Raw genomic sequence first — 22841 nt, 5'->3', positions numbered from 1 at the left:
GCTGGGGGAAAAGGTGGTGGAGGAATTCGTTATGCAAGGGATAAAGGATTATTTACATCCAAAGGAAGATGTACAGTCCGTGATTGAAGGCTTTCAATCCGGAATGAAAGAACAAATGGTGGCCGGTCTTTCCGGAGCCTCCAGGAGCCTGATGATTTCTCTTCTTCAGCAATCCCTGGATCGTCCGGTTATTCTTGTCACCCATCAACTGATACAAGCACAGCAGCTGTATGACGACATGCAGGAGCTTGCAGATCCTGATCAGGTTCATCTGTATCCAGTCAATGAACTGATTGCATCGGAAATCGCTGTGGCGAGTCCTGAACTCCGCAGTCAGAGGATCGAAGCGCTCAGCCAGTGGCTGAATCAGGAAAAAGGTGTATTGATCGCACCTGTAGCTGCTTTGAAACGTATGATGCCGCCGCAATCCTATTGGGAGCGTAACCTGCTCCCTTTTCGTGTTGGGGAAGAAATCAACCTGGAGGATTACCTGGAACGGTTTATCAGCATGGGGTATGAGCGTACGGAAATGGTGGCGACCCCGGGGGAGTTCTCGCTTCGTGGGGGAATTCTGGATGTGTATCCGTTAACGGCAGAGTTTCCGTACCGGATCGAATTGTTTGATACAGAGGTGGATTCTATTCGTACCTTTGATTCAGAAACCCAGCGCTCCCATCAAAAGGTGGAGGCTGTCACCATCGGCCCGGCAACAGAACTGCTGTTGACGTCCGAGGACTTTACAAGAGCCCACCATCGTCTGGAAAACGCGCTGGCTCATTCATTGAAGAAGCTGACGAAGACCGAATCCAAGGAGACGCTGAGCCGGGTCATTGATCATGATCTGGAGCGTCTGAAACACCACGAACGATTCCAGGAAATGTATAAATACATTGAGATGTTCTATGAGGAGCCTGTCAGTCTACTAGACTACTTGTCTAAGGACGGACTTATCGTTTTAGATGAGATGAGTCGGATCCAGGAAACCGCCCACCGTCTTGATCAGGAAGAGGGTGAATGGCTGCAGAGCATGCTCGAGGCGAATCAGTCGGTCCGCGATCTTCACTTATCCTTTGACTGGCAGGATACGTGGAATAAAATGGAGCACCCCCGTCTTTATTTATCTGTTTTTATGCGTCATATTGCCAATACCCAGCCTCAGAACATCGTCAATATTTCCAGTCGGCAGATGCAGCAGTTCCACGGCCAGATGAATTTATTGAAAAATGAGATGGACCGCTGGGAGAAGCAGGATTACTCTGTCGTGATTCTCGCACCGGATGAGAACCGTCAGGAGAAGATCCAGGGCGTCCTGGCTGATTATGACATTGAAGCTGTTCCTGCTAAAGGGGAACCGGAACTCCCACTTGTGAAACCGACGATTGTCATCGGCAACATCAGCAGCGGTTTTGAATGGCCGATGCACAAGGTGGCCGTACTGACAGAAAAGGAATTGTTCAAAAAGCGGACGGCCAAGCCGAAACGCAGACAGAAAATGTCCAACGCCGAACGGATCAAAAACTATCAGGAGCTTAAAGTCGGCGATTATATTGTGCACGCCAGTCACGGGATCGGGAAGTACCTCGGAATTGAAACGCTGAAAATGGGAGGAAGTCATAAGGACTTCCTGATGGTGAATTATTCGGGGAATGACAAACTGTATGTCCCGATCGATCAGATCGATATGATCCAGAAATATGTCGGTTCTGAAGGCAAGGAACCGAAAGTGTATAAACTGGGCGGCAGTGAATGGAAAAAAGTCAAAAGCCGTGTACAGTCCTCTATTGAAGATATTGCTGATGACTTGATCGAACTGTATGCCGAGCGTGAAGCATCCAAAGGGCATGCCTTTCAGGAAGACGGCGAAATGCAGCGTGAATTTGAAGCAGCTTTCCCGTATGAGGAAACCGAGGATCAGCTCCGCTGTATCGAAGAGATCAAGGCAGACATGGAACAGATCCGTCCGATGGACCGCCTGCTCTGCGGGGACGTCGGCTACGGGAAAACCGAAGTGGCGATCCGCGCCGCCTTCAAAGCGATTGCAGAAGGCAAACAGGTGGCTCTGCTCGTTCCGACGACGATTCTTGCGCAGCAGCATTATGAGACGCTTCAGGAGCGCTTTCAGGGCTTCGGAGTCAATGTAGGCCTTATGAGCCGCTTCCGTACGAAAAAGCAGCAGAAGGAGACGACAGACCGGTTGAGAAAAGGACTGGTTGACGTCATCGTCGGTACCCACCGGGTTCTTTCCAAGGACGTCGAGTTCAAGGACCTTGGTCTCTTAATTGTGGATGAAGAGCAGCGTTTCGGAGTGAAGCATAAAGAGAAAATCAAACAGTTGAAGAACAATGTCGACGTTTTGACCCTTACAGCGACGCCGATCCCACGAACCCTGCACATGTCGATGCTCGGCGTTCGTGATTTGTCCGTAATTGAAACGCCGCCGGCCAACCGATTCCCGATCCAGACGTACGTACTGGAATACAACCCGATCTTCCTGAGGGAAGCAGTGGAACGGGAGATGGCAAGGGACGGTCAGGTGTTCTTCCTGTTCAACCGGGTGGAGAATATTGAACGGATGGCGCAGGAGATTGCTGAACTTGTCCCGGAAGCACGGGTGAGCTTTGCTCATGGGCAGATGAATGAAACTGAGCTTGAGAACGTTATGTTCTCCTTCCTCGGCGGAGAGTCCGACGTGCTTGTCAGTACGACAATCATTGAAACAGGGGTGGACATTCCAAACGTGAACACCTTGATTGTCTATGATGCGGACCGGATGGGTCTCAGCCAGCTGTATCAGCTGCGTGGACGTGTCGGACGTTCCAACCGTGTAGCCTACGCGTACTTTACGTATCAGAAGGACAAAGTGCTCACAGAAGTAGCGGAGAAAAGGCTCCAGGCGATCAAGGAATTCACCGAGCTTGGATCCGGGTTCAAGATTGCCATGCGTGACTTGTCCATCCGTGGAGCCGGTAACCTGCTCGGCTCCCAGCAGCACGGGTATATCGATTCGGTCGGGTTTGATATGTATTCCCAAATGCTGAAAGATGCGATCGAGGCGAAGCGTCAAGGCAAAAAGCCGGAAGAAGTCCAGCCTTTCCAGCCGGAGCTTGACTTGAGCGTGGATGCCTATATTCCGGATGATTACATCGCTGATGAAAAACAGAAAATCGACATGTACAAATTGTTCCAGGCGGTGGAGTCTGTCGAGGATATTCAGGATCTCAGGGATGAGCTGATCGACAGGTTCGGGGACTACCCGGGAGAAGTGGAAAATCTCTTCCGCGTCTCCAGCATCAAGCTGCAGGCGAAGCGGGCCAGGATTGAATCCGTCGCAGAGAAGAAGAAGAAAATCGAAATGGTGATGGAAGCGGAACAGAGCCGTGACATCGATGGTTCCAAATTGTTCGACTTTGCCAACTCTTATGGAAGGATGGTTCAGCTCGGCACCGAGGACAGCCAGCTGAAGGTGACCTTCACGTGGGACCGCAAACAGGAATTCGACCGCTACAGGCTTGTGGAAGAATTCATCGGCCGTCTCCCGGAGATGATGAGAGAAACGACAACAGCCTGATAATAATCACCCTGTGGCTGCAGGGTGATCCGGCCTGGAGAGAAACCCCGTGTTTTTCTCCAGGCTTTTTTCATGCCTCCAGATGTATAGATCATTCCTTATCCGCGGACGAGCGTCCATGTTTGAAGCTGACTCCTGCCAAGTTGAAAAACAGAGGGGTTCTATCCTGCTTGAGGATAGGTTTACATTATTTATGAAAAAAACCAGACCAAGGGTGTATAGGTTTTTATTGCTGACCCATACTATCGTTAATCACCCGCTTGTTCTGCTTGCTCTTCAACAGGAGAAGGAAAGGTAGTCATCACAGAAAAGGAGGCAGCATAAAAGAATGAAAGCAACTGGTATTGTACGTCGTATTGATGATCTAGGCCGTGTTGTTATTCCGAAAGAAATCCGCCGCACCCTCAGAATCCGTGAAGGAGATCCTCTGGAAATATTCGTGGACAGAGAAGGGGAAGTCATTCTGAAGAAATATTCCCCGATCAGTGAACTGGGTGATTTTGCGAAGGAATATGCGGAAGCCTTAAGTGAGTCCCTGGAATCCCCTGTTCTTATATGTGACCGGGACGAGTATATTGCTGTGGCTGGTGGAGGCAAAAAAGAATACATGAACCGGTCGATCGGGTCAAAAGTGGAGGAAGTCATGGACTCGCGGTCCATGGCTTCTGAAAAGCATCCGGATCCAGTGGAATTCGTCCGCGGGCAGGAAGAAGACGTCATTTCCTATCTTATTCATCCTATCATCGCCCAGGGAGATCCTATTGGCTGTGTGATTGCGTTCAATAAAGAAGGAGCACCTCTTGAAAGCGACGCAGATAAGGCGGTCCAGACGGCAGCAAGTTTTCTCGCCAAACAGATGGAATAACACGAAGGTCAGGCCGATGGTCTGGCCTTTTCCTATGATATAATGGAAGTTCTGAACACATACATATGAGGAGAACGTTCCAAAATGACTCGAACATCTACACCATCTATTTTAAAAGGCGCCTTCATTCTTTCTATGGCTGGTTTGATCAGCAAAATCATTAGTGCCGGCTACCGGGTGCCTCTGCAGAATCTGACCGGGGATCTTGGTTTTTACGTATATCAGCAGGTCTATCCGATTCTCGGAATGGCCCTGGTGCTGGCCTTGTACGGTTTCCCCGGTGCGATTTCAAAATTCATATCCGACCGGGACCACAACAGCAGTCCGGCGTCCCTTCCATCTTTTTACCTGCCTGTATTCCTTCTGCTTACCGCCTTTAGTTTGGTCATCGTGGCTGCGGGCTGGATGCAGGCTCCCCGGCTGGCCCGGTGGATGGACGATCCACATCTGACCCAGGCCGTCCGCACATCTTTTTGTGTCTTTTTGTTTATTCCTGTGATTTCTGTTCTCCGAGGCGTTTTTCAGGGGAAAAATGATATGACTCCGACCGCTGTATCCCAGATCGTGGAGCAGGTCTTCCGAGTAGCTGTTATTATCACCACGGCTCTTGTGGTTTCCCGAAGCGGGGATTTGTACCACATCGGAACCGGAGCGGCCTATGGAAGTATGGCAGGAGCGGCAGCAGCTTCTCTTGTACTTTTCCTTTGGATGGTTAAAAAACGGGGGATATGGACTTTTCAGCGCTCTCCTGTCCGGGCTTCCTTCAGCAGACACATCCTGCTTTACGGAGTATTGATTTCCTTTAACTATATGCTGCTGTTGTCCCTGCAGCTCGTCGATGCCTTTACTCTTGTTCCGCAGTTGGTCCAGAACGGGTACCATCCGGAAGAGGCGAAGGTTGTCAAAGGGATTTATGACCGGGGGCAGCCATTGATTCAATTGGGAACGATCCTGGCTTCTTCCCTTGCTCTTGCTTTGATTCCTTCTGTGACACGTCGGCGGATGGACGAGACTCCGGAGCTGGTCCGGTCTTCGATTACGAGTGCCGGAAAAATCACACTTTACATAGCCACCGGAGCCGCCGCCGGGTTGATCTTCCTTTTTCCTGACGTGAACGAGGTATTTTTCCAGGATGCTGCCGGGAGCGGTTATTTACGTATCCTGATGCTCGTTATCATTGCCAGTTCACTGTCCATTACGACCGCTTCTGTCCTGCAGGGACTCGGCCGGATTCGTCACACAGCTGTTCTTGTCATAGCCGGGATCGGTGTGAAGGGGGCAGCTAATTTTCTATGGATCTCATCAGCCGGTATCTACGGAGCTTCTCTTGCTTCGTTAACCGCTGTTACTTTTGTTTTGTTTGGAAATATCGTAATCTTAAGGAAAGATCTTTCATTATGGAGATGGCGGTGTCTTCCGTGGGGCTCTCTGGTCTCTGCCGTGGCAGGAATGTCTGCAGCATTGTACATAAGCAGAGGAGTAATCAAAGCTTTATTCGCCCTGGATGACCGGCTGCCTCTTCTTCTTTATATTCTGACTCTTTCAGTCGGGGGAGCTGTAGTCTTCGGACTGATTCTGATCAGGACCGGCGGTTTTACAAGACAGGAGATAGAAGCTCTTCCCTCGAGTAACCGGCTGATTCCATTATTACCGAAAGGATGAAAACGATGCAGACGATTAAAATTTTCGGACTGGGCGCCTCCGGGCTGGACCAGCTTCCGCTTGGTGTTTACAGGCAGCTGACGCAGGCCGGTGCCCGGCTCACTGCAAGGACACTGGATCATCCTGTCGTAAAAGAGCTCCTTCAGGAAGGGCTCTCGATCGAAAGCTTTGATGAAGTGTATGAGGAGCACGAAAGCTTCGGCAGCGTATATGAAGAAATCACCAGCCGTCTTCTGGAGCGTCCGGAAGACGAGATTTTCTATCTTGTGCCCGGCCACCCGATGATGGCGGAAAAAACGGTGCAGCTTCTTTTAGAAAAGGAAAAAGAAGGGGAAATAAACGTAGAGATTGAGGGAGGGCAGAGCTTCCTGGATGCCACCTTCACCACCCTCGGCATCGACCCGATTGAAGGTTTCCAGCTCGTCGATGCGACCGATATCAAGCGCGAGCAGCTGATGTATACAAGCCATCTGATTTTATGTCAGGTCTATGATGCGATGACCGCATCTGAAGTGAAGCTGACGCTGCTTGAGGATCTTCCAGCTGCGCATCCGGTAACCATTGTCACAGCAGCAGGGGGAAGCGGCGAGCTTGTCCGTACGGTTCCTTTAGAAGAGCTCGACAGGAGTGTGGAGGTCGACAACCTGACAAGTGTCTATGTCCCTCCTTTGCAAAAGTCCCTTCTCAATCACCAGTTTTTCCGGCTGAGGGAAGTGATCCGGATTCTCCGGAGCCCGGAAGGATGTCCATGGGACAGGAAGCAGACCCACGAGTCCCTGCGGAAGTATCTGATCGAGGAAACCTACGAGTTCATCGACGCCGTCAACCAGGAGGACGATGATCAAATGGTGGAAGAGCTCGGGGATGTGCTTCTGCAGGTGATGCTGCACAGTCAAATCGGTGAAGATGAAGGATATTTTACCATTGATGACGTAATAGTATCGATAACGGATAAAATGATCCGCCGCCATCCGCACGTCTTCGGGGAAGTTCAGGCAGACACGACGGATGAAGTGCTGACGAACTGGGACGCGATCAAACAGCAGGAAAAGGGAAACAAATCCCCCCGCCTTTTGGACTCCGTACCGGAAAGTTTCCCAGCTCTCCTGCAGGCGGAGGAACTGCAGAATAAGGCGGCCAAGGTCGGCTTTGACTGGGAGGATGTTGCCCCTGTTTTAGAGAAAGTGGAGGAAGAGTGGCAGGAGTTTCAAGAAGCGCTAACCTCCGGGGACCGGGAGGAAATGGAGAAGGAGTTCGGGGATTGGTTGTTTGCCATTGCCAACCTCGCCCGCCATTACCGCCTGAACAGTGAAAATGCCCTGCAGCGGACCAACCGTAAGTTCCGGATGAGGTTGTCGTCCATGGAAGAATCGGTGGAGCGCAGCGGCAGGAAACTGGAGGATTACGAGTTGGATGCTTTGGAAGAGTTATGGGTACAAGCGAAAGCCAAACATAAAGGAGCGGAATAAAGCATGCGTTTAGATAAATTTCTAAAAATCTCGCGGTTAATTAAGCGTCGGACGCTGGCCAAGGAAGTAGCCGATCAGGGACGGATCAGCATCAACGGCGCGCAGAGCAAGGCGGCCAGTAACGTAGCCGTCGGCGATGAGCTGACGATTCAGTTCGGCCAGAAGGTACTGACCATTGAAATTAAGGATTTGAGAGAGAACGTCAACAAAAATGAAGCAGCTTCCTTATATGAAATCAAAAAGGAAGAACCTGTGAATCAAGATTAATCTGATGAACCACCTCCCCGGGGGAGGCAGGCGGACTGTCGAGGGCATTCTCGACAGTCTTTTTTACGTGTGAGCCCTTTCGATCAGAGAGGCAGGCTCCAAGTCATAATCCTTCTCTTTTTTTCATAGTTTGTACAAGAGAAGGAGGCTGTTAAGATGGAGAGCTATGAGAAAAACCACGGGAGTAGGACTCAGCAGCAGGTCGATCATCATGTAAAGGTTATGAACCGGAGAAATATTGAAATATCAGGCGTCAAAGAAGTGGACAGCTTCGATAGTGAAGAGTTTCTACTGCAGACGAATATGGGGTATCTCGTCATCCGCGGCCAGAACCTGCAGATGAAAAACCTGGACCTTGATTCCGGGGTGGTTTCCATAAAAGGAAAAATGCATGAAATGACTTATTTGGACGAGCACCAGGGGGAGAAAGCTAAAGGTTTGTTTAGCAAGCTGTTCAAATGACCCTCACGACGCAGTTTATGACGATCCTGTCCATGATCGGGGGAGGGATGTTCGTGGGAGCATCCCTGGACACATTCGAACGTTTTTTTCATAAGCGCAATAAACAAAGCTGGCTTGAGCTCCTGTATCAGCTTGGTTTCTGGCTGGTTCAGGCGGCCTTTCTTTTTTACCTGCTTTATCTTGTGAATTACGGTGAGCTCCGGGTGTATGTATTTGTAGCGGTCGTATGTGGGTTCGCCGCTTATCGTGCATTATTTCAGAGCCTCTACTTACGTTCGCTTGAGCTTTGGATAAAGATCTGCACGGCTGTTCTCACCTTTTTGAAAAAAACGGTGTATTATCTTGTATACATCCCTGCGAAATCCATCATTTTCCTTATTATTTCTTTACTTCTTGGCGTTTATAAGATACTTTTAAAGGGTATCATTATATTGTTTATTGTCGCTTTTTATCCAATCAAACTGCTTTTTCGATTGATTTGGCGTTTCCTGCCGAAAAACATGAAAATTTACTTAAGTGAATCAGCAGGGTTTTTGGAAAAGATGAAGAATATAATGGTCAGTTGGGTAAAACGATTCAAAAAGTAAAGGAGGACGAACTTACATGGCAAAGAGACAGCAGGAGTCGGTGGCACGTCTGGATTCTACATACATGCAGCATTATGATGCCTATATGGACAGACATCAGCGGAAGAAAAAGCGCCTGATACGCCGTCTCGCAATGTTTGCCCTGTTAGTGTCGATCGTAGCTGGATCCATGGTGTTTTACCATGTGAAACAGCAGTCACTTTATGCACAGAAACATGAGGAATTCGAACAGTTGAAACAGGATATGAGTGTTTTGGAAAAAGAGGAGAAGGATTTGAAGGAGGAAATTGACCTTCTGAATGATGAGGAGTACGTTCTCCAAATCGCCAGGACCAATTATTTCTTCTCTAAAGAAGGCGAAATTATCTTTAAAATGCCTGATGAGGATCCATCTTATTGACACTCTTTTCAAAGCTTATATATAATATATAAGAAGATATATTCTTATCGAAATTTTAAGGAGGAGCATTTTTTTTATGTCAATTGAAGTAGGCAGCAAGCTGCAGGGTAAAGTAACGGGAATCACTAATTTCGGAGCGTTCGTCGAGCTTCCGGATGGCAAGACGGGTCTGGTTCACATTAGCGAAGTTGCCGACAACTACGTAAAAGACATTAATGAGCACCTGAGTCAGGGAGACCAGGTGGAAGTAAAGGTTATTAATGTCGGAGATGATGGAAAGATCGGTCTTTCCATTAAGAAAGCGAAAGAGAACCAAAACCGTCGTCCGCCAAAACCTCGTAAGCCGGCTGAATCATTCGAACAGAAGATGAACCGTTTTATCAAGGATAGCGACGAACGTTTAGCATCACTGAAGAAGCACACGGAGTCCAAACGTGGAGGTCGAGGTGCTAAAAGAGGATAGCTTGCTGTCTAGGACAATGAGTAAAAGGTGCGCATCTTTTATATAAAAGGAACCCATCCAAATGTGGATGGGTTCCTTTTTTTATTTTTCTAGGGCAGGAGCCGTTTACAGGGTTGAAATGATGGAATCAGTATGAATATATTATTTCATAGTAATTTGTATATGAAATAATAATCTCAAAATGTGGAGGGTTTTGTTTTGAATAACCAGAAAGAGCAGCCGGACCATAAAAGGATGCGGCAGTCAGCCGAAGCCTATGCAAGAGCTGAAAAGGTCATCCCAGGCGGTGTGACCGCGAATATCAAATATTTCGAACCACACCCCATATTTATGAAAAAGGCCTCAGGCAGCCATCTGTATGATGCTGACGGCAATCATTATGTGGATTACCTTCTTTCCTATGGGGCGCTGATTCACGGGCATGGCCATCCTTCCATCAAAAAGGCTGTCATCCGGCAGATGGAGGAGGATGGAACGACGATTTACGGGACACCTCACGAACGGGAGGTTGAGATGGCGGAACGGCTTTGTTCGTTATATCCAGGCATGGAACGGGTCCGGTATACCAACTCAGGACTGGAAGCCACGCTGCTCGCACTGAGAGTCGCTAAAGCCTATACGGGCCGGCCGAAAATAGCAAAGTTTGAAGGGCATTATCATGGAGGATATGATCAAGTATTATGGAGTATCCATCCGGAGGAGAAGGAAGCAGGAGATGCGGAAGAGCCGAATCCGGTTCCCGAATCGAGTGGTCTTCCAGAGTATTATCAGGATCATACCATCATTCTTCCGTTTAATGACTTGGAATCGACAGAACGAATCCTGCGCCGGCATGCCGGGGAGATTTCTGCGCTTATGATGGAGCCTGTTCAGGGTGGGTACATACCGGCGGATCCGTCATTCATGGACGGCGTGCGCCGCGTGACGAAAGAGCTTGGCATTCTGCTGATTATGGACGAAGTGAAAACAGGCTTCCGCTTATCTCTCGGAGGGGCTCAGGAAACATATGGCATCACCCCTGACTTGACGGCACTCGGAAAAGTGCTGGGCGGAGGTTTCCCTGTCGGGGCCCTCGGAGGAGCAGAGCACGTCATGGAGTTCCTGAATCCGAAGCTGAGTTATGATGTAATGTCCGGCAGTTCGTCCGATCAGCCGCGTGCTCTGTTCCACAGTGGCACCTACAATGGTCATCCGACCGTGCTGGCTGCCGGGATGGCGACGATCGATCTGCTTCAGCAAAGGGACGTCATGGAAAACCTGATGACCAAGACGCACAAACTGCGCAAGCACCTGGAAGACTTGTATAAGACTATGGGAATACCAATGAAAACGGTAGGGACAGGGAGTATTTTTAATGTGATGATGACAGACGGGGATATCCGTAACTACCGTGATCTTCAACACGTGGACATGACGTACAGGAAGCGCGTAGATGAGAGGCTGCTTCAGCTCGGTGTGTATACGAAACCGCTCAACCGTTACTCGATGTCAACAGTGCATACGGAAGCAGACCTACAGTTTACTGTAGATGCGCATGAAAAAGCGGTGAAGAATGTGAAAGGGTGACAGCTGCTGTGAAGAATGAACCGAATGTATATGAAACGATCCGCCGATCTCTTCCGGAGATGAGCCGCTCCCACAAAAAAGTGGCGGCCATTCTGCTGGACCGGCCGGATGAAGTTGTTTTCCTGAATGTCAGCCGGCTGGCTGCTATGGCCGGGGTGAGTGACGCGACAATCACACGGTTCGCCGTTTCTCTTGGCTTCCGGGGGTTTGCAGAATTCCAGGAGGCCATCCAATCATCCTTAAAACAGCAATGGAAGACGAGTGAACGGCTGATAAAGACAACGAATCCTTCTCCTTCATTTGAATCTGTGCTCAAAGAAGACATCAGGGAAATGGAAGAGACGATGAACAGGCTGGATGAAAAGGAGCTGATGAAAGCGGTCCATGCTTTATGGCAGGCTGATAAAATATGGATTGCTGCGAACCGGAGTGCAGAAGCATTAGGGGGATTCCTTCATTACTATTTGGAAAAGGTGGTGGATGATGTCCGCATGATTCACTCTGTGGAGAGGGATGCGGACCTTCTGGCACGTCTGGGAAAACAGGATGTGGTGATTGGGATCAGTTTTCCACGGTACAGCAAAAGTACCGTCGACATCCTTGCCTACGCTTATGAGGAGGGTGTGGAAACAGTGGCACTTACAGACACCCTTTCCTCCCCTCTTTCCGCTTATTCGGATACGGTTCTCACAGCAAAGAGCCGGATGCATTCTTATATTGATACGTTTACAGCACCGCTCAGCGTCATTCAGGCACTGCTCGTACAGATCGGTAGGGAAAAAGAAGAAGAAACAGAAAAGCGTCTCGAGCATCTGGAATCGATCTGGGAGAAATTCGATGTGTTTTATTGAGGACCTGCATAGAAAAAGGACATAGAAAAAACGCCTTCCAATTTGGAAGGCGTTTTTCTGGACAAGAATGTTTCCGATGACCCGTACGGGATTCGAACCCGTGATACCGCCGTGAAAGGGCGGTGTCTTAACCACTTGACCAACGGGCCAATATATCGTTTTTGAAAAAATAGTAGCGGCGGAGGGGATCGAACCCCCGACCTCACGGGTATGAACCGTACGCTCTAGCCAGCTGAGCTACACCGCCATGTGTTTGAAGTGATGTTGTCTCGCAACGTCACAAAAAATATAGTACACCATGATAGAAAAAGAGTCAACAACCAATAAAAAAATCAGACAACTCTGTTTATTTCGCTAGGGAAAGAAGGGGGTTTTTGGGAGGGGATGGAAGTGCCCGGCATACATTTTGTAGAATCTGATGCGGCTTCTGAGAAAAGCATCGAAGTTTTTGTTTCTGCTCTCTTGTTGTTTTGACAAAATGCTTCTTCTTCATGTGGTTTAATAGGTTTCACAAAGAAGGAGTGATAAACATGTTAGAAACAGTTTCGAAGCAGGAAAATCGTCCATCAGCCGTCCGAGGTTCAAGAATGGTTCAAGGCTTCCAAAGAGCTTCTTTCCGCACAGTTTCGTTTATGGCCGACAAAGGAGTCTTCCACATGGTCCTCGCCCTGCTGCTTGGACGAGCTATCATTCTATCATCCATGGCCCCTTTCGGTGTCGCTTTCCTGTCGGTGATCTGGTGGATGAAACGTCCGCTCGTCATCCCCGTAACGATCATGATGGCAGCAGGGGCATCTACATACAGCTACGCACATGCGGGGTTTATTGTAGGGGCGTCGACGGCTTTTTTGCTCTTAAGCCTGGGGCTGCGCAAAACAAGTCACCCCCAGAAGTGGCTCCCGGCTTTGGCATTAATGGCAAGCTTGATCCCCCGCACCGTCAGCCTCGCTTTACTGGACCGCTGGCAGCTCTATGAAATTACATTGATGGCTGCCGAAGGAATACTGAGTTTCATCCTTGTCCTTATCTTTATGCAGAGCATCCCGATTTTAACACCTCAGAGGTTTCAGCCTACGTTGAAAAATGAAGAGATTGTCTGCCTCATTATATTACTCGCTTCCGTTTTGACAGGATTGATCGGGTGGCAGATCCAGGGCGTAGCCGTCGTGGATGTATTTGCCCGGTACCTTGTCATTCTGCTCGCCTATATTGCCGGCGCTGCCATCGGTTCAACCGTTGGAGTCGTCACAGGACTGGTACTGAGCTTATCGAATATGGATCATATCTATCAAATGAGTCTGCTGGCTTTTTCCGGCCTGCTTGGCGGGCTCTTGAAGGAGGGGAAAAAAGCAGGAGTCAGTGCCGGTCTGGTGGTCGGCACCCTTTTAATCGGTTTTTATATGGGCAGTGACACAGAACTGCCGGCTTCCTTATGGGCAACGGCCTGGGCCGTGGCGTTGTTTGTTCTCACGCCGAACTCCTGGGTGAAACAATTGTCCAAGTATGTTCCGGGCACAGATGAACATTTTTCGGAACAGCAGAAATACTTACAAAAAGTCCGGGATGTCACGGCTGTGAGGGTCGGGAAGTTCTCGGACGTTTTTCAGGCTTTATCAAGAAGTTTCACATATTTAGAGTCTCCAAAGGAGGAAAGCGGTGAAGCGGAGGAGATCGATTACTTCTTGAGCCATGTCACAGAAAAGACCTGTCAGTCCTGTTTCATGAAGGAAAAGTGCTGGGTGCGGAACTTTGATGACACCCATAATTTGATGACGGATTTGATGCATGAACTGGATGAGAAAGGAGAGGCGGGCAGAGGCCTGCGGAAAAGTGTGGACCAGCACTGCGTGAAGCCGCAGAAGCTGATTGATACGATGAATCACGAGTTGTCTTTTTATCATGCCAACCGGCAGTTGAAACGGCAGGTGCTGGAGAGCCGGCGCTTTGTGGCGGAACAGCTGCAGGGGGTTTCGGAGGTGATGGATAATTTCGCTCAGGAGATTGTGAAAGAACGAGAGCACCACGAAAAAAAGGAGCATGTCATTTATCGTGCTCTTGAACGAATGGGGATGGTGATCCAGAAACTCGAAATCTATTCATTGGATGAAGGGAACATGGACCTTGAACTGATTGTAGAAATTGATAATTACCGCGGAGAAGGAGCGAAAATTATTGCACCGGTATTGTCCGACATTCTGGGGGAGACGATTGTCGTAACGATGGAGGAAATCTCTCCTTATCCGCAGGGCAGGTGTTACCTTTCGTTCGGCTCTGCCAAACATTACGCCATCGAATCCGGAGTGGCGCATGCAGCCAAAGGGGGCGGGTTTGTATCCGGAGACAGTTTTACGATGATGGAACTGGGCAGAGGGAAATATGCCCTGGCGATCAGTGATGGAATGGGTAACGGGGAACGTGCTCATGAAGAAAGTATGGAAACGCTGCGTCTGCTCAAGCAGATTTTACAGTCCGGCATCCAGGAATCAGCAGCGATCCAATCGATTAACTCCATCCTGTCGCTTCGTACGAATGATGAAATTTTTTCAACGTTGGATTTAGCTGTGATTGATCTGCATCAGGCGACATCTAAGTTCATTAAAGTCGGGAGCACCCCGAGTTTTATAAAAAGAGGAGATAAAATCCACACCGTTGAAGCCGGGAATCTGCCGATGGGCATTATCCCGGACGTGGATGTAGACGTAAGGAGTGAACAGCTGAAAGCCGGGGACTTCCTCATCATGATGAGCGACGGCATACTGGAAGCGCCGCGTCAGATTGAAAACGTGGAAATGTGGATCAAACGGAAGATCCGCGAAATATCGAGTCAGGATCCACAGGTGATGGCTGATCTGCTCCTGGAAGAAGTGATCCGTACCCATTCGGGTGACATTGTCGATGATATGACGATCATCGTCGCGAGAATCGATCATTATCTGCCGGAGTGGGCGTCCATTCCCTCAGAGAAAAAAGAGGCCTGACCGCGTATAGAACCCCTCCTTTTCGGCGAAGATGGAAGCAACGAAACAGGAGGGAGCATCATTATGAAAACAGGGCGACTGAAGCAGATACTTTTGTTAACCGATGGATGTTCAAATCACGGGGAGGACCCTGCCACAGTGGCGGCACTGGCAAGAAGCCAGGGGATAACGGTGAACGTGATTGGTGTTCTCGACGACCGGCAGAACAGCAGGCCGCAGGGGCTTGATGAAGTAGAGGCGATTGCCGAGGCAGGCGGGGGCATCAGTCAAATCGTGTATCAAAAAAGTCTGTCCCAGACCGTGCAGATGGTGACAAAACAGGCGATGACCCAGACGATACAGGGAATCGTCAATAAAGAGCTGCAGGAGATTCTGGGAAAAAATCAATCGCTGGAGGAACTTCCTCCTGAGCAGCGGGGAGAAGTTGTGGAAGTCGTTGATGAGCTTGGGGAAAGCAGTGCTCTGGAGGTGCTTGTGCTCGTGGACGTGAGTGCAAGCATGCATCATAAGCTTCCTACAGTGAAAGATGCTCTTTTTGATTTGTCCTTAAGCCTCAATGCACGATCAGGATCCAATCAGTTCAGTGTCTACACCTTCCCGGATCCGAAACATACGATCCTGCAGATGGTGGACTGGACGCCCGAACTGGGAGCGGTCAACCGTTTGTTTTCTAAATTGAACAGCGGCGGCTATACACCGACAGGACCTGCACTTCGAGAGGCGCTGTATGCTTTTGCTGCCAAATCAGCCCCTTCCCGCCTGGAAGATGGAGAAGATCCTTATGAAGAAACAGGCTGGTAACTTCTCACCGGGCCATCAGGTCCTCGGCAGGTGGAACAAGAACCCTTACATCATCATGGAAAAACTCGGTTCAGGAGCGTGCGGCACCGTTTATAAATGCCGCTCGACACGGGGGGAGACGTATGCGCTCAAAATGGGAACCGACAGCTCCAGGATGATGCTTGAGGTGAACATGCTAAAGAAATTCAGCAAGGTCCAAGGGGAAAAACTTGGGCCTTCTTTTGTTGATGTGGATGACTACCGGATGTCCGGGGGGCATCAGCTGCCTTTTTATGTGATGGAATACATAGAAGGAAAGCCCCTGCCTCAGTTTTTGGCGGGGAAGTCGAAAGAATGGATCGGTATTTGCGCAGCTCAAATTCTGGGTGATATCGCCAAACTTCACAAAGCCGGCTACGTGTTCGGCGATTTGAAAACAGACAACCTGCTCGTGTCCGGTTCGCGGGTCCGGCTTATTGACGTCGGAGGTGTGACAGCAGCGGGCAGGGCGATAAAGGAATACACGGAGTTCTATGACCGCGGGTACTGGGGGATGGGTTCCAGGAAGGCCGAACCTTCCTATGATCTATTCGCGCTTACGATGATTATGCTGGAAACCGCAGGGGCGGGGCGTTTTGAAAGGGGGCCTTCCCCGAGAAAGATGCTCGAACAGAAACTGGCAGCTTCTTCTGTACTCAAACCATACCGGACAATCATCCAAAACGGCTGGAAGGGAAAGTACAAGGATGCGTCGGAAATGGAAAAAGATATGGCAGGTGTACTGCTGCACAAAACACCGCCTCCAACACGGGTCCATTTCCGCGCAGATCAGAAGAAAAAGACCACCGATTCCGGGGAGTTAACGGCCATCACCTTATTTTCCGTTCTGCTTATGGGAGGGTCCCTCCTTACTTTTTTCTTGTAACAGCTATTCTTTTGCAGATGGTGAGAAGAGTGATACGATAGGGGAAGATAGAGATAGACAGGAGGAACGTCTGATGGATCACGTTGTCCATTCGTTCATCTCAAAACATCAGTTAATTCAGCCGGGACAGACTGTCCTTGCTGCTGTATCCGGAGGGCCGGATTCAACAGCTCTTCTCCATATGCTGACCCAGCTGAGAGAAAAGGTTCCGTTTCACCTCACAGCTGTGTCCGTGGATCACGGCCTGCGGGGAGAAGAAGCGCGGGAGGATCTGACCTTTGTTCAGATGCTGGCGGATCAGTGGGGTGTCGAATTTTATGGAACCTCTGTCGATACAGGTTCGTATAAGGAATCATCGGGAAAAGGGACGCAGGAAGCGGCCCGCGATCTCCGTTATCGTTTCTTTGAAGAGCAGATGTATGCCCGGCAGGCGGATGTCCTCGTCATGGGGCATCACGGAGACGATCAGGCAGAAACACTCATGATGCAGATGGTCCGTTCCGCCAGGCCCGAAGCGGTCCGGGGAATCCCTTTGCGTCGGCCGTTTGCCTGCGGTGAAATCGTACGGCCGCTGCTATGTGTCTCCAAGGAACAGCTTCTCCATTATATGAATGACCGTTCTCTTCCAAGCCGCCATGATCCCTCTAATGACCGGACGGATTACACGCGCAACGCATTCCGTCACAGGGTGATGCCTTTTTTGAAGGAGCAGAATCCCCGGCTTCATGAGCATGTGCAGGCATTCAGTGAAAGGGCAGCGGAAGAGCGTTCCTACATAAACGAACAGGCTCAGAAGGTGTTGGAATGTGTTCATTTTTCGGAGGATGTTGAGAAATTCGTACAATTTTCCAAACAAACTTTCAAAACATTTCCGCTTGCTTTACAAAGGACGGCCTTTCATCTAATATTGAACTATCTGTATGTGAAGCAAAACGAAGACATTTCCTATCTTCATGAAGAAATGTTCATGGACCTGTTAAGGGACGAGAAACCGAACCGTTCCCTTGATTTTCCCGGAGGGTTGAAAGTGGTCCGCGCTTACGATGAGATCACCTTCACATTTGCGGATGAAGACGAGGATCCGTCCTTTCGTTTCATGCTGCACCCCGGGTCTTCTGTCTCCCTTCCGGATGGTTCGTCCATGGAAGCGGAATGGAGCTGGTCGCCGGAAGAGCCTGATGCCTTCACCTATGTATGTGAGGACTATCACGTAAACCTTCCGCTCATCGTCCGCTCCAGACAGCCTGGAGACCGTATGGAAGTCAGAGGGATGAAGGGGTCAAAAAAAGTAAAAGATATTTTTATTGATCAGAAAATCCCTGCCCGCACCCGCGGGACACTGCCGGTCGTTACCGATCAGACAGGGGAAATCCTCTGGCTTGGCGGACTGAAGAAAGGCGGCAGGCAGGGAGGCAGGTCCTCAACAGGTCCATGGCTTCGGTTACATTATAAAAACAAAGCAGACGCGTAGGAGGAGCAATCATGCACAACGAAATTGAAAAGGTCTTGATTTCCGAAGAGGAGATCCAGCAGAAATGCAAAGAGATGGGAGCCCGTTTATCCGAGGAGTATAAGGATCGATTTCCTTTGGCTATCGGAGTGCTGAAAGGGGCAACTCCTTTTATGACAGACCTTTTGAAACGGATGGAGACGCATTTGGAAATGGACTTTATGGATGTGTCCAGCTATCACGGTGGAATGGAATCCTCCGGTGAGGTCAAGATTGTCAAGGACCTTGATACAAAAGTAGAGGGCCGGGATATCCTGATCATTGAAGACATTATTGACAGTGGCCGCACGCTTGCCTATCTTGTCGACTTGTTTAAATATAGAAAGGCGAATTCGATTAAGATCGTCACTCTTCTTGATAAACCGACGGGACGCAACGCTGATGTAATAGCAGACGTTGTCGGCTTTGAAGTACCGGATGAGTTCGTTGTCGGGTATGGTCTGGATTATCAGGAGAAGTATCGGAATCTTCCTTATGTAGGGGTGTTGAAACCTGAAGTATATGGCGGATAGTCCCAGATACTCCGTAAGTGGTTTCAAACGGTTCGTTTCAAGGGTAATTAGTTGTGTCGTCCGATTTTGTTATGGTAGTATTTACTATAGTTTTTCTCGTTTGGGAGGAGGTAGGCAATGAACCGGATCTTTCGTAATACCATATTTTACTTACTTATCTTCCTCGTTGTTATCGGCGTGGTCGGTTTATTCCGAGGTCAAGGTGATCCGCAGCAAGAGTTAAATGTAAATCAGTTTTACGATAAATTAAACAGCGGTGCCATCGAAGAGATGACAATTCAGCCTGTTAATGGAGTGATTCGAATCACTGGTCAGCTGGAGGGTGCAGAAGAAGGGGAGGAAGCCTTCACCGCACAGATTACAGCGAACGACCAGACACTATCCAACATTACAGAAACGGCTCAGGAGCAGTCGATTTTAAATGTTGAACAGGAAGAGCAGCCGAGCGCATGGGTGACATTCCTGACATCCATTATTCCGTTTGTCATTATCTTCATTCTCTTCTTCTTCCTGCTTAACCAGGCTCAGGGCGGCGGAAGCCGTGTCATGAACTTCGGTAAGAGCAAGGCGAAGATGTACACCGAAGAGAAGAAAAAAGTACGTTTTAAAGACGTCGCTGGTGCAGATGAAGAGAAGCAGGAGCTTGTGGAAGTAGTTGACTTCCTTAAAGACCCGCGCAAATTCTCTGCTGTTGGTGCACGTATTCCAAAAGGTGTCCTGCTGGTAGGGCCGCCGGGTACAGGTAAAACATTGCTGGCCCGTGCCGTTGCCGGAGAAGCGGGAGTTCCGTTCTTCTCCATCAGTGGTTCGGACTTCGTTGAAATGTTTGTCGGTGTCGGGGCTTCCCGTGTCCGCGACCTGTTTGAAAATGCGAAGAAGAATGCCCCTGGTATCATCTTTATCGATGAGATCGATGCTGTTGGACGTCAGCGTGGCGCAGGCCTTGGTGGCGGTCACGATGAGCGTGAGCAGACATTGAACCAGCTTCTTGTTGAGATGGACGGTTTCGGAGTCAATGAAGGAATCATCATCATTGCTGCGACCAACAGACCGGACATTCTTGACCCGGCCCTTCTTCGTCCCGGCCGTTTTGACAGACAGATTACTGTCGATCGCCCGGATGTTAAAGGCCGTGAAGCTGTTCTCGCCGTTCATGCGAAGAACAAGCCGCTGTCTGAAAATGTCGATTTGAAGACGATTGCTCTTCGTACACCAGGATTCTCCGGCGCAGACTTGGAGAACCTGTTGAACGAATCCGCACTTGTAGCTGCCCGTGGAGACAAGAAAAATGTCGACATGGATGATGTTGATGAAGCCATCGACCGGGTTATTGCAGGACCGGCTAAGAAGAGCCGTGTCATTTCCAAGAAAGAGCGCGACATCGTGGCCAACCACGAGAGTGGACATACGGTTATCGGTATGGTGCTTGATGATGCGGACATGGTTCATAAAGTAACGATCGTCCCACGAGGTCAGGCCGGCGGTTATGCGGTCATGCTTCCGAAAGAAGACCGCTACTTTATGACAAAACCTGAACTGTTCGACAAAATTACAGGTCTTCTGGGCGGCCGTGTAGCTGAAGAAATCATCTTCGGTGAAGTAAGTACCGGCGCCCACAACGACTTCCAGCGTGCGACAAGCATTGCACGCAAGATGGTTACCGAGTACGGCATGAGTGAAAAACTTGGACCGCTTCAGTTCGGTTCCAATTCCGGAGGTCAGGTCTTCCTGGGCCGTGACATCCAGAACGAACAGAACTACAGTGACCAGATCGCTTACGAAATCGATCAGGAAGTGAAGAACTTTATCCAGTACTGTTATGATCGCGCGAAGACGATTCTGACAGAAAACAGAGATAAATTAGAGCTGATTGCCAAAACATTGCTGGAAGTAGAAACTCTGGATGCTACTCAAATCCGTTCCTTGTTTGATAAAGGACGTCTTCCAACAGATGAAGAGCTTGAAGCCCTTGCTAGAGAACACAACGCTAAAATCAAGAACAATACTTCTTCCGGAAGTGACGAAGATGTACGCGTAAACATCCAATCCAAAGATGAAGAAGTCTCTGAAGAGGAACAGGAAACTGAAGATTCCTCAACAAATAAAGAAGAAGAAGAGAGCGGATCAGATTCCGAAGATCGTCGTTCTTAATTCAACGAAAAAACCACACCAGCTCCGGCGGTGTGGTTTTTCGTGTTTCATTACAGCAGACGGTTCGGCTCTTGTGGTATGATGGTAGCCGAAGGAAATGACACAGGAGGCTTTTTGTATGAATTTTGTCCTTGATGTGGGAAATACCAATACTGTCTTAGGTGTGTTTGAAAATGGTGCGTTAAAGTATCAATGGCGTATTAAGACAGATCGACATAAAACAGAAGATGAGTTCGGAATGCTGATCAAATCCCTTTTTGATCATGAAGGTCTGGCCTTTGAAGATATGGACGGGGTCATCATCTCTTCCGTAGTTCCGCCCATAATGTTTGCACTTGACCGTATGTCTCGTTATTATTTTAAAAAGCAGCCCATGATTATCGGAGAGAATAATGTCGACCATGGTCTGCCCATGAAATATCCGAACCCTGACGAAATAGGGGCGGACAGGGTAGTGAATGCTGTCGGAGCCATTGATGAGTACCCGCTTCCTTTGGTCATTATTGATTTCGGAACAGCCACAACCTACTGCTACATCAATGCAGAAGGCGAGTATCTGGGAGGTGCCATTGCGCCTGGAGTCAACATATCCATGGAAGCCCTCTATGCCAAAGCAGCTAAACTGCCGAAGATTGAAATTAAAAGTCCGGAACATGTCATCGGACAAAGTACTGTAGAAGCGATGCAGTCCGGAGCGTTTTACGGATACGTCGGACAAGTGGATGAAGTCGTACGAAGGATGAAGGAAACTTCCGACCGTACGCCGACGGTCATTGCTACCGGAGGCTTAGCGAACTTAATTGCCGGCCAGTCCAGGACCATTGATCATGTAGATCCCTATCTTACATTGAAGGGGCTGCATAAGATATATCAGCGCAACAAAGAGAAAAAAGCATTTAAAGGAGAATGATGATTCATGTCAGATTATTTAGTGCGGGCGATGGCCTTTGATGGACAAGTGAGAGCGTACGCTGTTCAGTCCACCAACACCGTCGAAGAAGCAAGACGCAGGCAGGATACGTGGGCGACAACATCAGCCGCTCTGGGTAGAACCTTGACGATCAGCTCTATGATGGGAGCTATGCTTAAAGGAGATGACAAAATCACAGTGAAGGTTGAAGGCGGCGGCCCGGTGGGTGCCATTGTCGTGGATGCCAACGCTAATGGGGAAGTTCGCGGCTATGCGAAGAATCCTCATGTTGATTTCGAGTCCAATGCCCAAGGAAAGCTGGACGTATCACGTGCGGTCGGTACGTCCGGGACATTGAGCATTGTGAAGGATCTTGGGATGAGGGATCATTTTACCGGCCAGGTACCGATTGTGTCCGGAGAAATCAGTGAGGACTTCACTTATTATTTCGCGAACTCTGAACAGGTCCCTTCCGCTGTAGGGGCGGGTGTGCTCGTGGATACAGATCACAGCATCCTTGCTTCCGGGGGCTTTATCATTCAAATGATGCCGGGCGCTGACGACAAGACGACGACAGAAATAGAGAAACGTCTCTCTGATATGCGCCCTATTTCCACGCTTGTACAGGAAGGAAAAACACCAGAGCAGATTCTTCATACCGTTCTAGGGGAAGAAAATGTCCAGTTGTTGGACACAAAGCCTGTGAATTTCCAATGCCATTGTTCACGCGAACGGGTCGAGATGGCCATTTCCAGTCTTGGTGATGAGGAAATTGAACGCATGATTGAAGAGGATAACGGTGCGGAAGCGAAGTGTCACTTCTGCAACGAAGATTATCAATTCTCTGCGCATGATCTGGAAGAACTGAAATCTCAGAGCACCAGCTGATTTTTTTCATCAACAGCAGCCGATAAG

At 49.2% G+C, this 22841-nt stretch carries 19 protein-coding genes and 2 tRNA genes; 19 read left to right on the top strand and 2 right to left on the bottom strand.

Annotated features, from left to right (window positions below):
• Window positions 1-31: 31 nt before the first annotated feature.
• The 11 genes from mfd (at window position 32) to ACXADP_RS01020 (ending at window position 12160) form a co-directional block, all read left to right on the top strand.
• Complete coding sequence (gene mfd, locus ACXADP_RS01070; RefSeq protein ID WP_474970615.1) at window positions 32-3568, top strand: transcription-repair coupling factor; 3537 nt, start codon at window positions 32-34, stop codon at window positions 3566-3568.
• Window positions 3569-3896: 328 nt separating this feature from the next.
• Complete coding sequence (gene spoVT, locus ACXADP_RS01065; RefSeq protein ID WP_474970205.1) at window positions 3897-4433, top strand: stage V sporulation protein T; 537 nt, start codon at window positions 3897-3899, stop codon at window positions 4431-4433.
• A gap of 84 nt (window positions 4434-4517) precedes the next feature.
• The gene (locus tag ACXADP_RS01060; RefSeq protein WP_474970614.1) at window positions 4518-6095 is read left to right on the top strand and encodes a putative polysaccharide biosynthesis protein; all 1578 of its coding nucleotides are present in this window, start codon (window positions 4518-4520) and stop codon (window positions 6093-6095) included.
• Window positions 6096-6100: 5 nt separating this feature from the next.
• Window positions 6101-7564 carry a bifunctional methyltransferase/pyrophosphohydrolase YabN gene (yabN, locus tag ACXADP_RS01055; protein ID WP_474970613.1) on the top strand — a complete coding sequence of 488 codons (1464 nt, stop codon included), beginning with the start codon at window positions 6101-6103 and terminating at the stop codon, window positions 7562-7564.
• Between the two features lie 3 nt (window positions 7565-7567).
• The gene (locus tag ACXADP_RS01050) at window positions 7568-7831 is read left to right on the top strand and encodes an RNA-binding S4 domain-containing protein (RefSeq protein ID WP_027953474.1); all 264 of its coding nucleotides are present in this window, start codon (window positions 7568-7570) and stop codon (window positions 7829-7831) included.
• A gap of 156 nt (window positions 7832-7987) precedes the next feature.
• Window positions 7988-8293, top strand: a complete 306-nt coding sequence (yabP, locus tag ACXADP_RS01045; protein ID WP_474970207.1) for a sporulation protein YabP — start codon at window positions 7988-7990, stop codon at window positions 8291-8293.
• A complete protein-coding gene (yabQ, locus tag ACXADP_RS01040; protein ID WP_474970208.1) occupies window positions 8290-8880 on the top strand; it encodes a spore cortex biosynthesis protein YabQ in 591 nt (196 codons plus the stop codon). The genes yabP and yabQ overlap by 4 nt, the downstream gene beginning before the upstream one ends.
• 16 nt (window positions 8881-8896) lie before the next feature.
• The gene (locus ACXADP_RS01035; protein ID WP_281659560.1) at window positions 8897-9280 is read left to right on the top strand and encodes an FtsB family cell division protein; all 384 of its coding nucleotides are present in this window, start codon (window positions 8897-8899) and stop codon (window positions 9278-9280) included.
• A 76-nt stretch (window positions 9281-9356) separates the two neighbouring features.
• A complete protein-coding gene (locus ACXADP_RS01030; RefSeq protein WP_027953470.1) occupies window positions 9357-9743 on the top strand; it encodes a S1 domain-containing RNA-binding protein in 387 nt (128 codons plus the stop codon).
• 198 nt (window positions 9744-9941) lie between these two features.
• A complete protein-coding gene (locus ACXADP_RS01025) occupies window positions 9942-11309 on the top strand; it encodes an aspartate aminotransferase family protein (RefSeq protein WP_474970612.1) in 1368 nt (455 codons plus the stop codon).
• A gap of 8 nt (window positions 11310-11317) precedes the next feature.
• Window positions 11318-12160, top strand: coding sequence for a MurR/RpiR family transcriptional regulator (locus ACXADP_RS01020; protein WP_474970611.1), 843 nt, complete (start codon window positions 11318-11320; stop codon window positions 12158-12160).
• 77 nt (window positions 12161-12237) lie between these two features.
• Here the strand turns inward: ACXADP_RS01020 and ACXADP_RS01015 are convergent.
• Together ACXADP_RS01015 and ACXADP_RS01010 are read right to left on the bottom strand one after the other, a co-directional pair.
• Window positions 12238-12309, bottom strand: a tRNA-Glu gene (locus tag ACXADP_RS01015).
• A gap of 24 nt (window positions 12310-12333) precedes the next feature.
• Window positions 12334-12407 (bottom strand) — tRNA-Met (locus tag ACXADP_RS01010).
• Between the two features lie 283 nt (window positions 12408-12690).
• Between ACXADP_RS01010 and spoIIE the strand changes: the two genes are divergently transcribed.
• The 8 genes from spoIIE (at window position 12691) to hslO (ending at window position 22814) form a co-directional block, all read left to right on the top strand.
• A complete protein-coding gene (spoIIE, locus tag ACXADP_RS01005) occupies window positions 12691-15138 on the top strand; it encodes a stage II sporulation protein E (protein WP_474970211.1) in 2448 nt (815 codons plus the stop codon).
• 63 nt (window positions 15139-15201) lie between these two features.
• Window positions 15202-15939 (top strand): VWA domain-containing protein, encoded by a 738-nt coding sequence (locus tag ACXADP_RS01000; protein ID WP_474970212.1) that lies wholly within the window; start codon window positions 15202-15204, stop codon window positions 15937-15939.
• The gene (locus tag ACXADP_RS00995) at window positions 15920-16843 is read left to right on the top strand and encodes a serine/threonine protein kinase (protein WP_474970610.1); all 924 of its coding nucleotides are present in this window, start codon (window positions 15920-15922) and stop codon (window positions 16841-16843) included. The genes ACXADP_RS01000 and ACXADP_RS00995 overlap by 20 nt, the downstream gene beginning before the upstream one ends.
• Before the next feature lie 73 nt (window positions 16844-16916).
• Window positions 16917-18314 (top strand): tRNA lysidine(34) synthetase TilS, encoded by a 1398-nt coding sequence (gene tilS / locus ACXADP_RS00990; RefSeq protein ID WP_474970214.1) that lies wholly within the window; start codon window positions 16917-16919, stop codon window positions 18312-18314.
• A gap of 11 nt (window positions 18315-18325) precedes the next feature.
• Entirely contained in the window at window positions 18326-18865 is a 540-nt protein-coding gene (hpt, locus tag ACXADP_RS00985; protein ID WP_027953463.1) for a hypoxanthine phosphoribosyltransferase, read from the top strand.
• 117 nt (window positions 18866-18982) lie between these two features.
• A complete protein-coding gene (gene ftsH, locus ACXADP_RS00980) occupies window positions 18983-21016 on the top strand; it encodes an ATP-dependent zinc metalloprotease FtsH (RefSeq protein WP_474970215.1) in 2034 nt (677 codons plus the stop codon).
• 118 nt (window positions 21017-21134) lie between these two features.
• Complete coding sequence (locus tag ACXADP_RS00975) at window positions 21135-21926, top strand: type III pantothenate kinase (protein ID WP_474970216.1); 792 nt, start codon at window positions 21135-21137, stop codon at window positions 21924-21926.
• A 6-nt stretch (window positions 21927-21932) separates the two neighbouring features.
• The gene (gene hslO / locus ACXADP_RS00970) at window positions 21933-22814 is read left to right on the top strand and encodes an Hsp33 family molecular chaperone HslO (RefSeq protein WP_474970217.1); all 882 of its coding nucleotides are present in this window, start codon (window positions 21933-21935) and stop codon (window positions 22812-22814) included.
• Window positions 22815-22841 lie beyond the last annotated feature (27 nt).

The sequence above is a fragment of the Halobacillus sp. AWH4_228 genome, from assembly GCF_056158365.1.
Note: the sequence above shows the minus strand (reverse complement) of the source record. Positions and strands in the feature narration are given on the sequence as shown.

Bases quoted from the DNA above. Each gene is read 5' to 3' on its own strand.
- hslO (WP_474970217.1), top strand. From the start codon at position 21,933: ATGTCAGATTATTTAGTGCGGGCGATGGCCTTTGATGGACAAGTGAGA.
- yabP (WP_474970207.1), top strand. From the start codon at position 7,988: ATGGAGAGCTATGAGAAAAACCACGGGAGTAGGACTCAGCAGCAGGTC.
- yabQ (WP_474970208.1), top strand. From the start codon at position 8,290: ATGACCCTCACGACGCAGTTTATGACGATCCTGTCCATGATCGGGGGA.
- ACXADP_RS01050 (WP_027953474.1), top strand. From the start codon at position 7,568: ATGCGTTTAGATAAATTTCTAAAAATCTCGCGGTTAATTAAGCGTCGG.
- ftsH (WP_474970215.1), top strand. From the start codon at position 18,983: ATGAACCGGATCTTTCGTAATACCATATTTTACTTACTTATCTTCCTC.
- spoVT (WP_474970205.1), top strand. From the start codon at position 3,897: ATGAAAGCAACTGGTATTGTACGTCGTATTGATGATCTAGGCCGTGTT.
- mfd (WP_474970615.1), top strand. From the start codon at position 32: ATGCAAGGGATAAAGGATTATTTACATCCAAAGGAAGATGTACAGTCC.
- ACXADP_RS01035 (WP_281659560.1), top strand. From the start codon at position 8,897: ATGGCAAAGAGACAGCAGGAGTCGGTGGCACGTCTGGATTCTACATAC.
- hpt (WP_027953463.1), top strand. From the start codon at position 18,326: ATGCACAACGAAATTGAAAAGGTCTTGATTTCCGAAGAGGAGATCCAG.
- ACXADP_RS01030 (WP_027953470.1), top strand. From the start codon at position 9,357: ATGTCAATTGAAGTAGGCAGCAAGCTGCAGGGTAAAGTAACGGGAATC.
- ACXADP_RS01060 (WP_474970614.1), top strand. From the start codon at position 4,518: ATGACTCGAACATCTACACCATCTATTTTAAAAGGCGCCTTCATTCTT.
- ACXADP_RS00975 (WP_474970216.1), top strand. From the start codon at position 21,135: ATGAATTTTGTCCTTGATGTGGGAAATACCAATACTGTCTTAGGTGTG.
- ACXADP_RS01000 (WP_474970212.1), top strand. From the start codon at position 15,202: ATGAAAACAGGGCGACTGAAGCAGATACTTTTGTTAACCGATGGATGT.
- spoIIE (WP_474970211.1), top strand. From the start codon at position 12,691: ATGTTAGAAACAGTTTCGAAGCAGGAAAATCGTCCATCAGCCGTCCGA.
- yabN (WP_474970613.1), top strand. From the start codon at position 6,101: ATGCAGACGATTAAAATTTTCGGACTGGGCGCCTCCGGGCTGGACCAG.
- ACXADP_RS00995 (WP_474970610.1), top strand. From the start codon at position 15,920: ATGAAGAAACAGGCTGGTAACTTCTCACCGGGCCATCAGGTCCTCGGC.
- tilS (WP_474970214.1), top strand. From the start codon at position 16,917: ATGGATCACGTTGTCCATTCGTTCATCTCAAAACATCAGTTAATTCAG.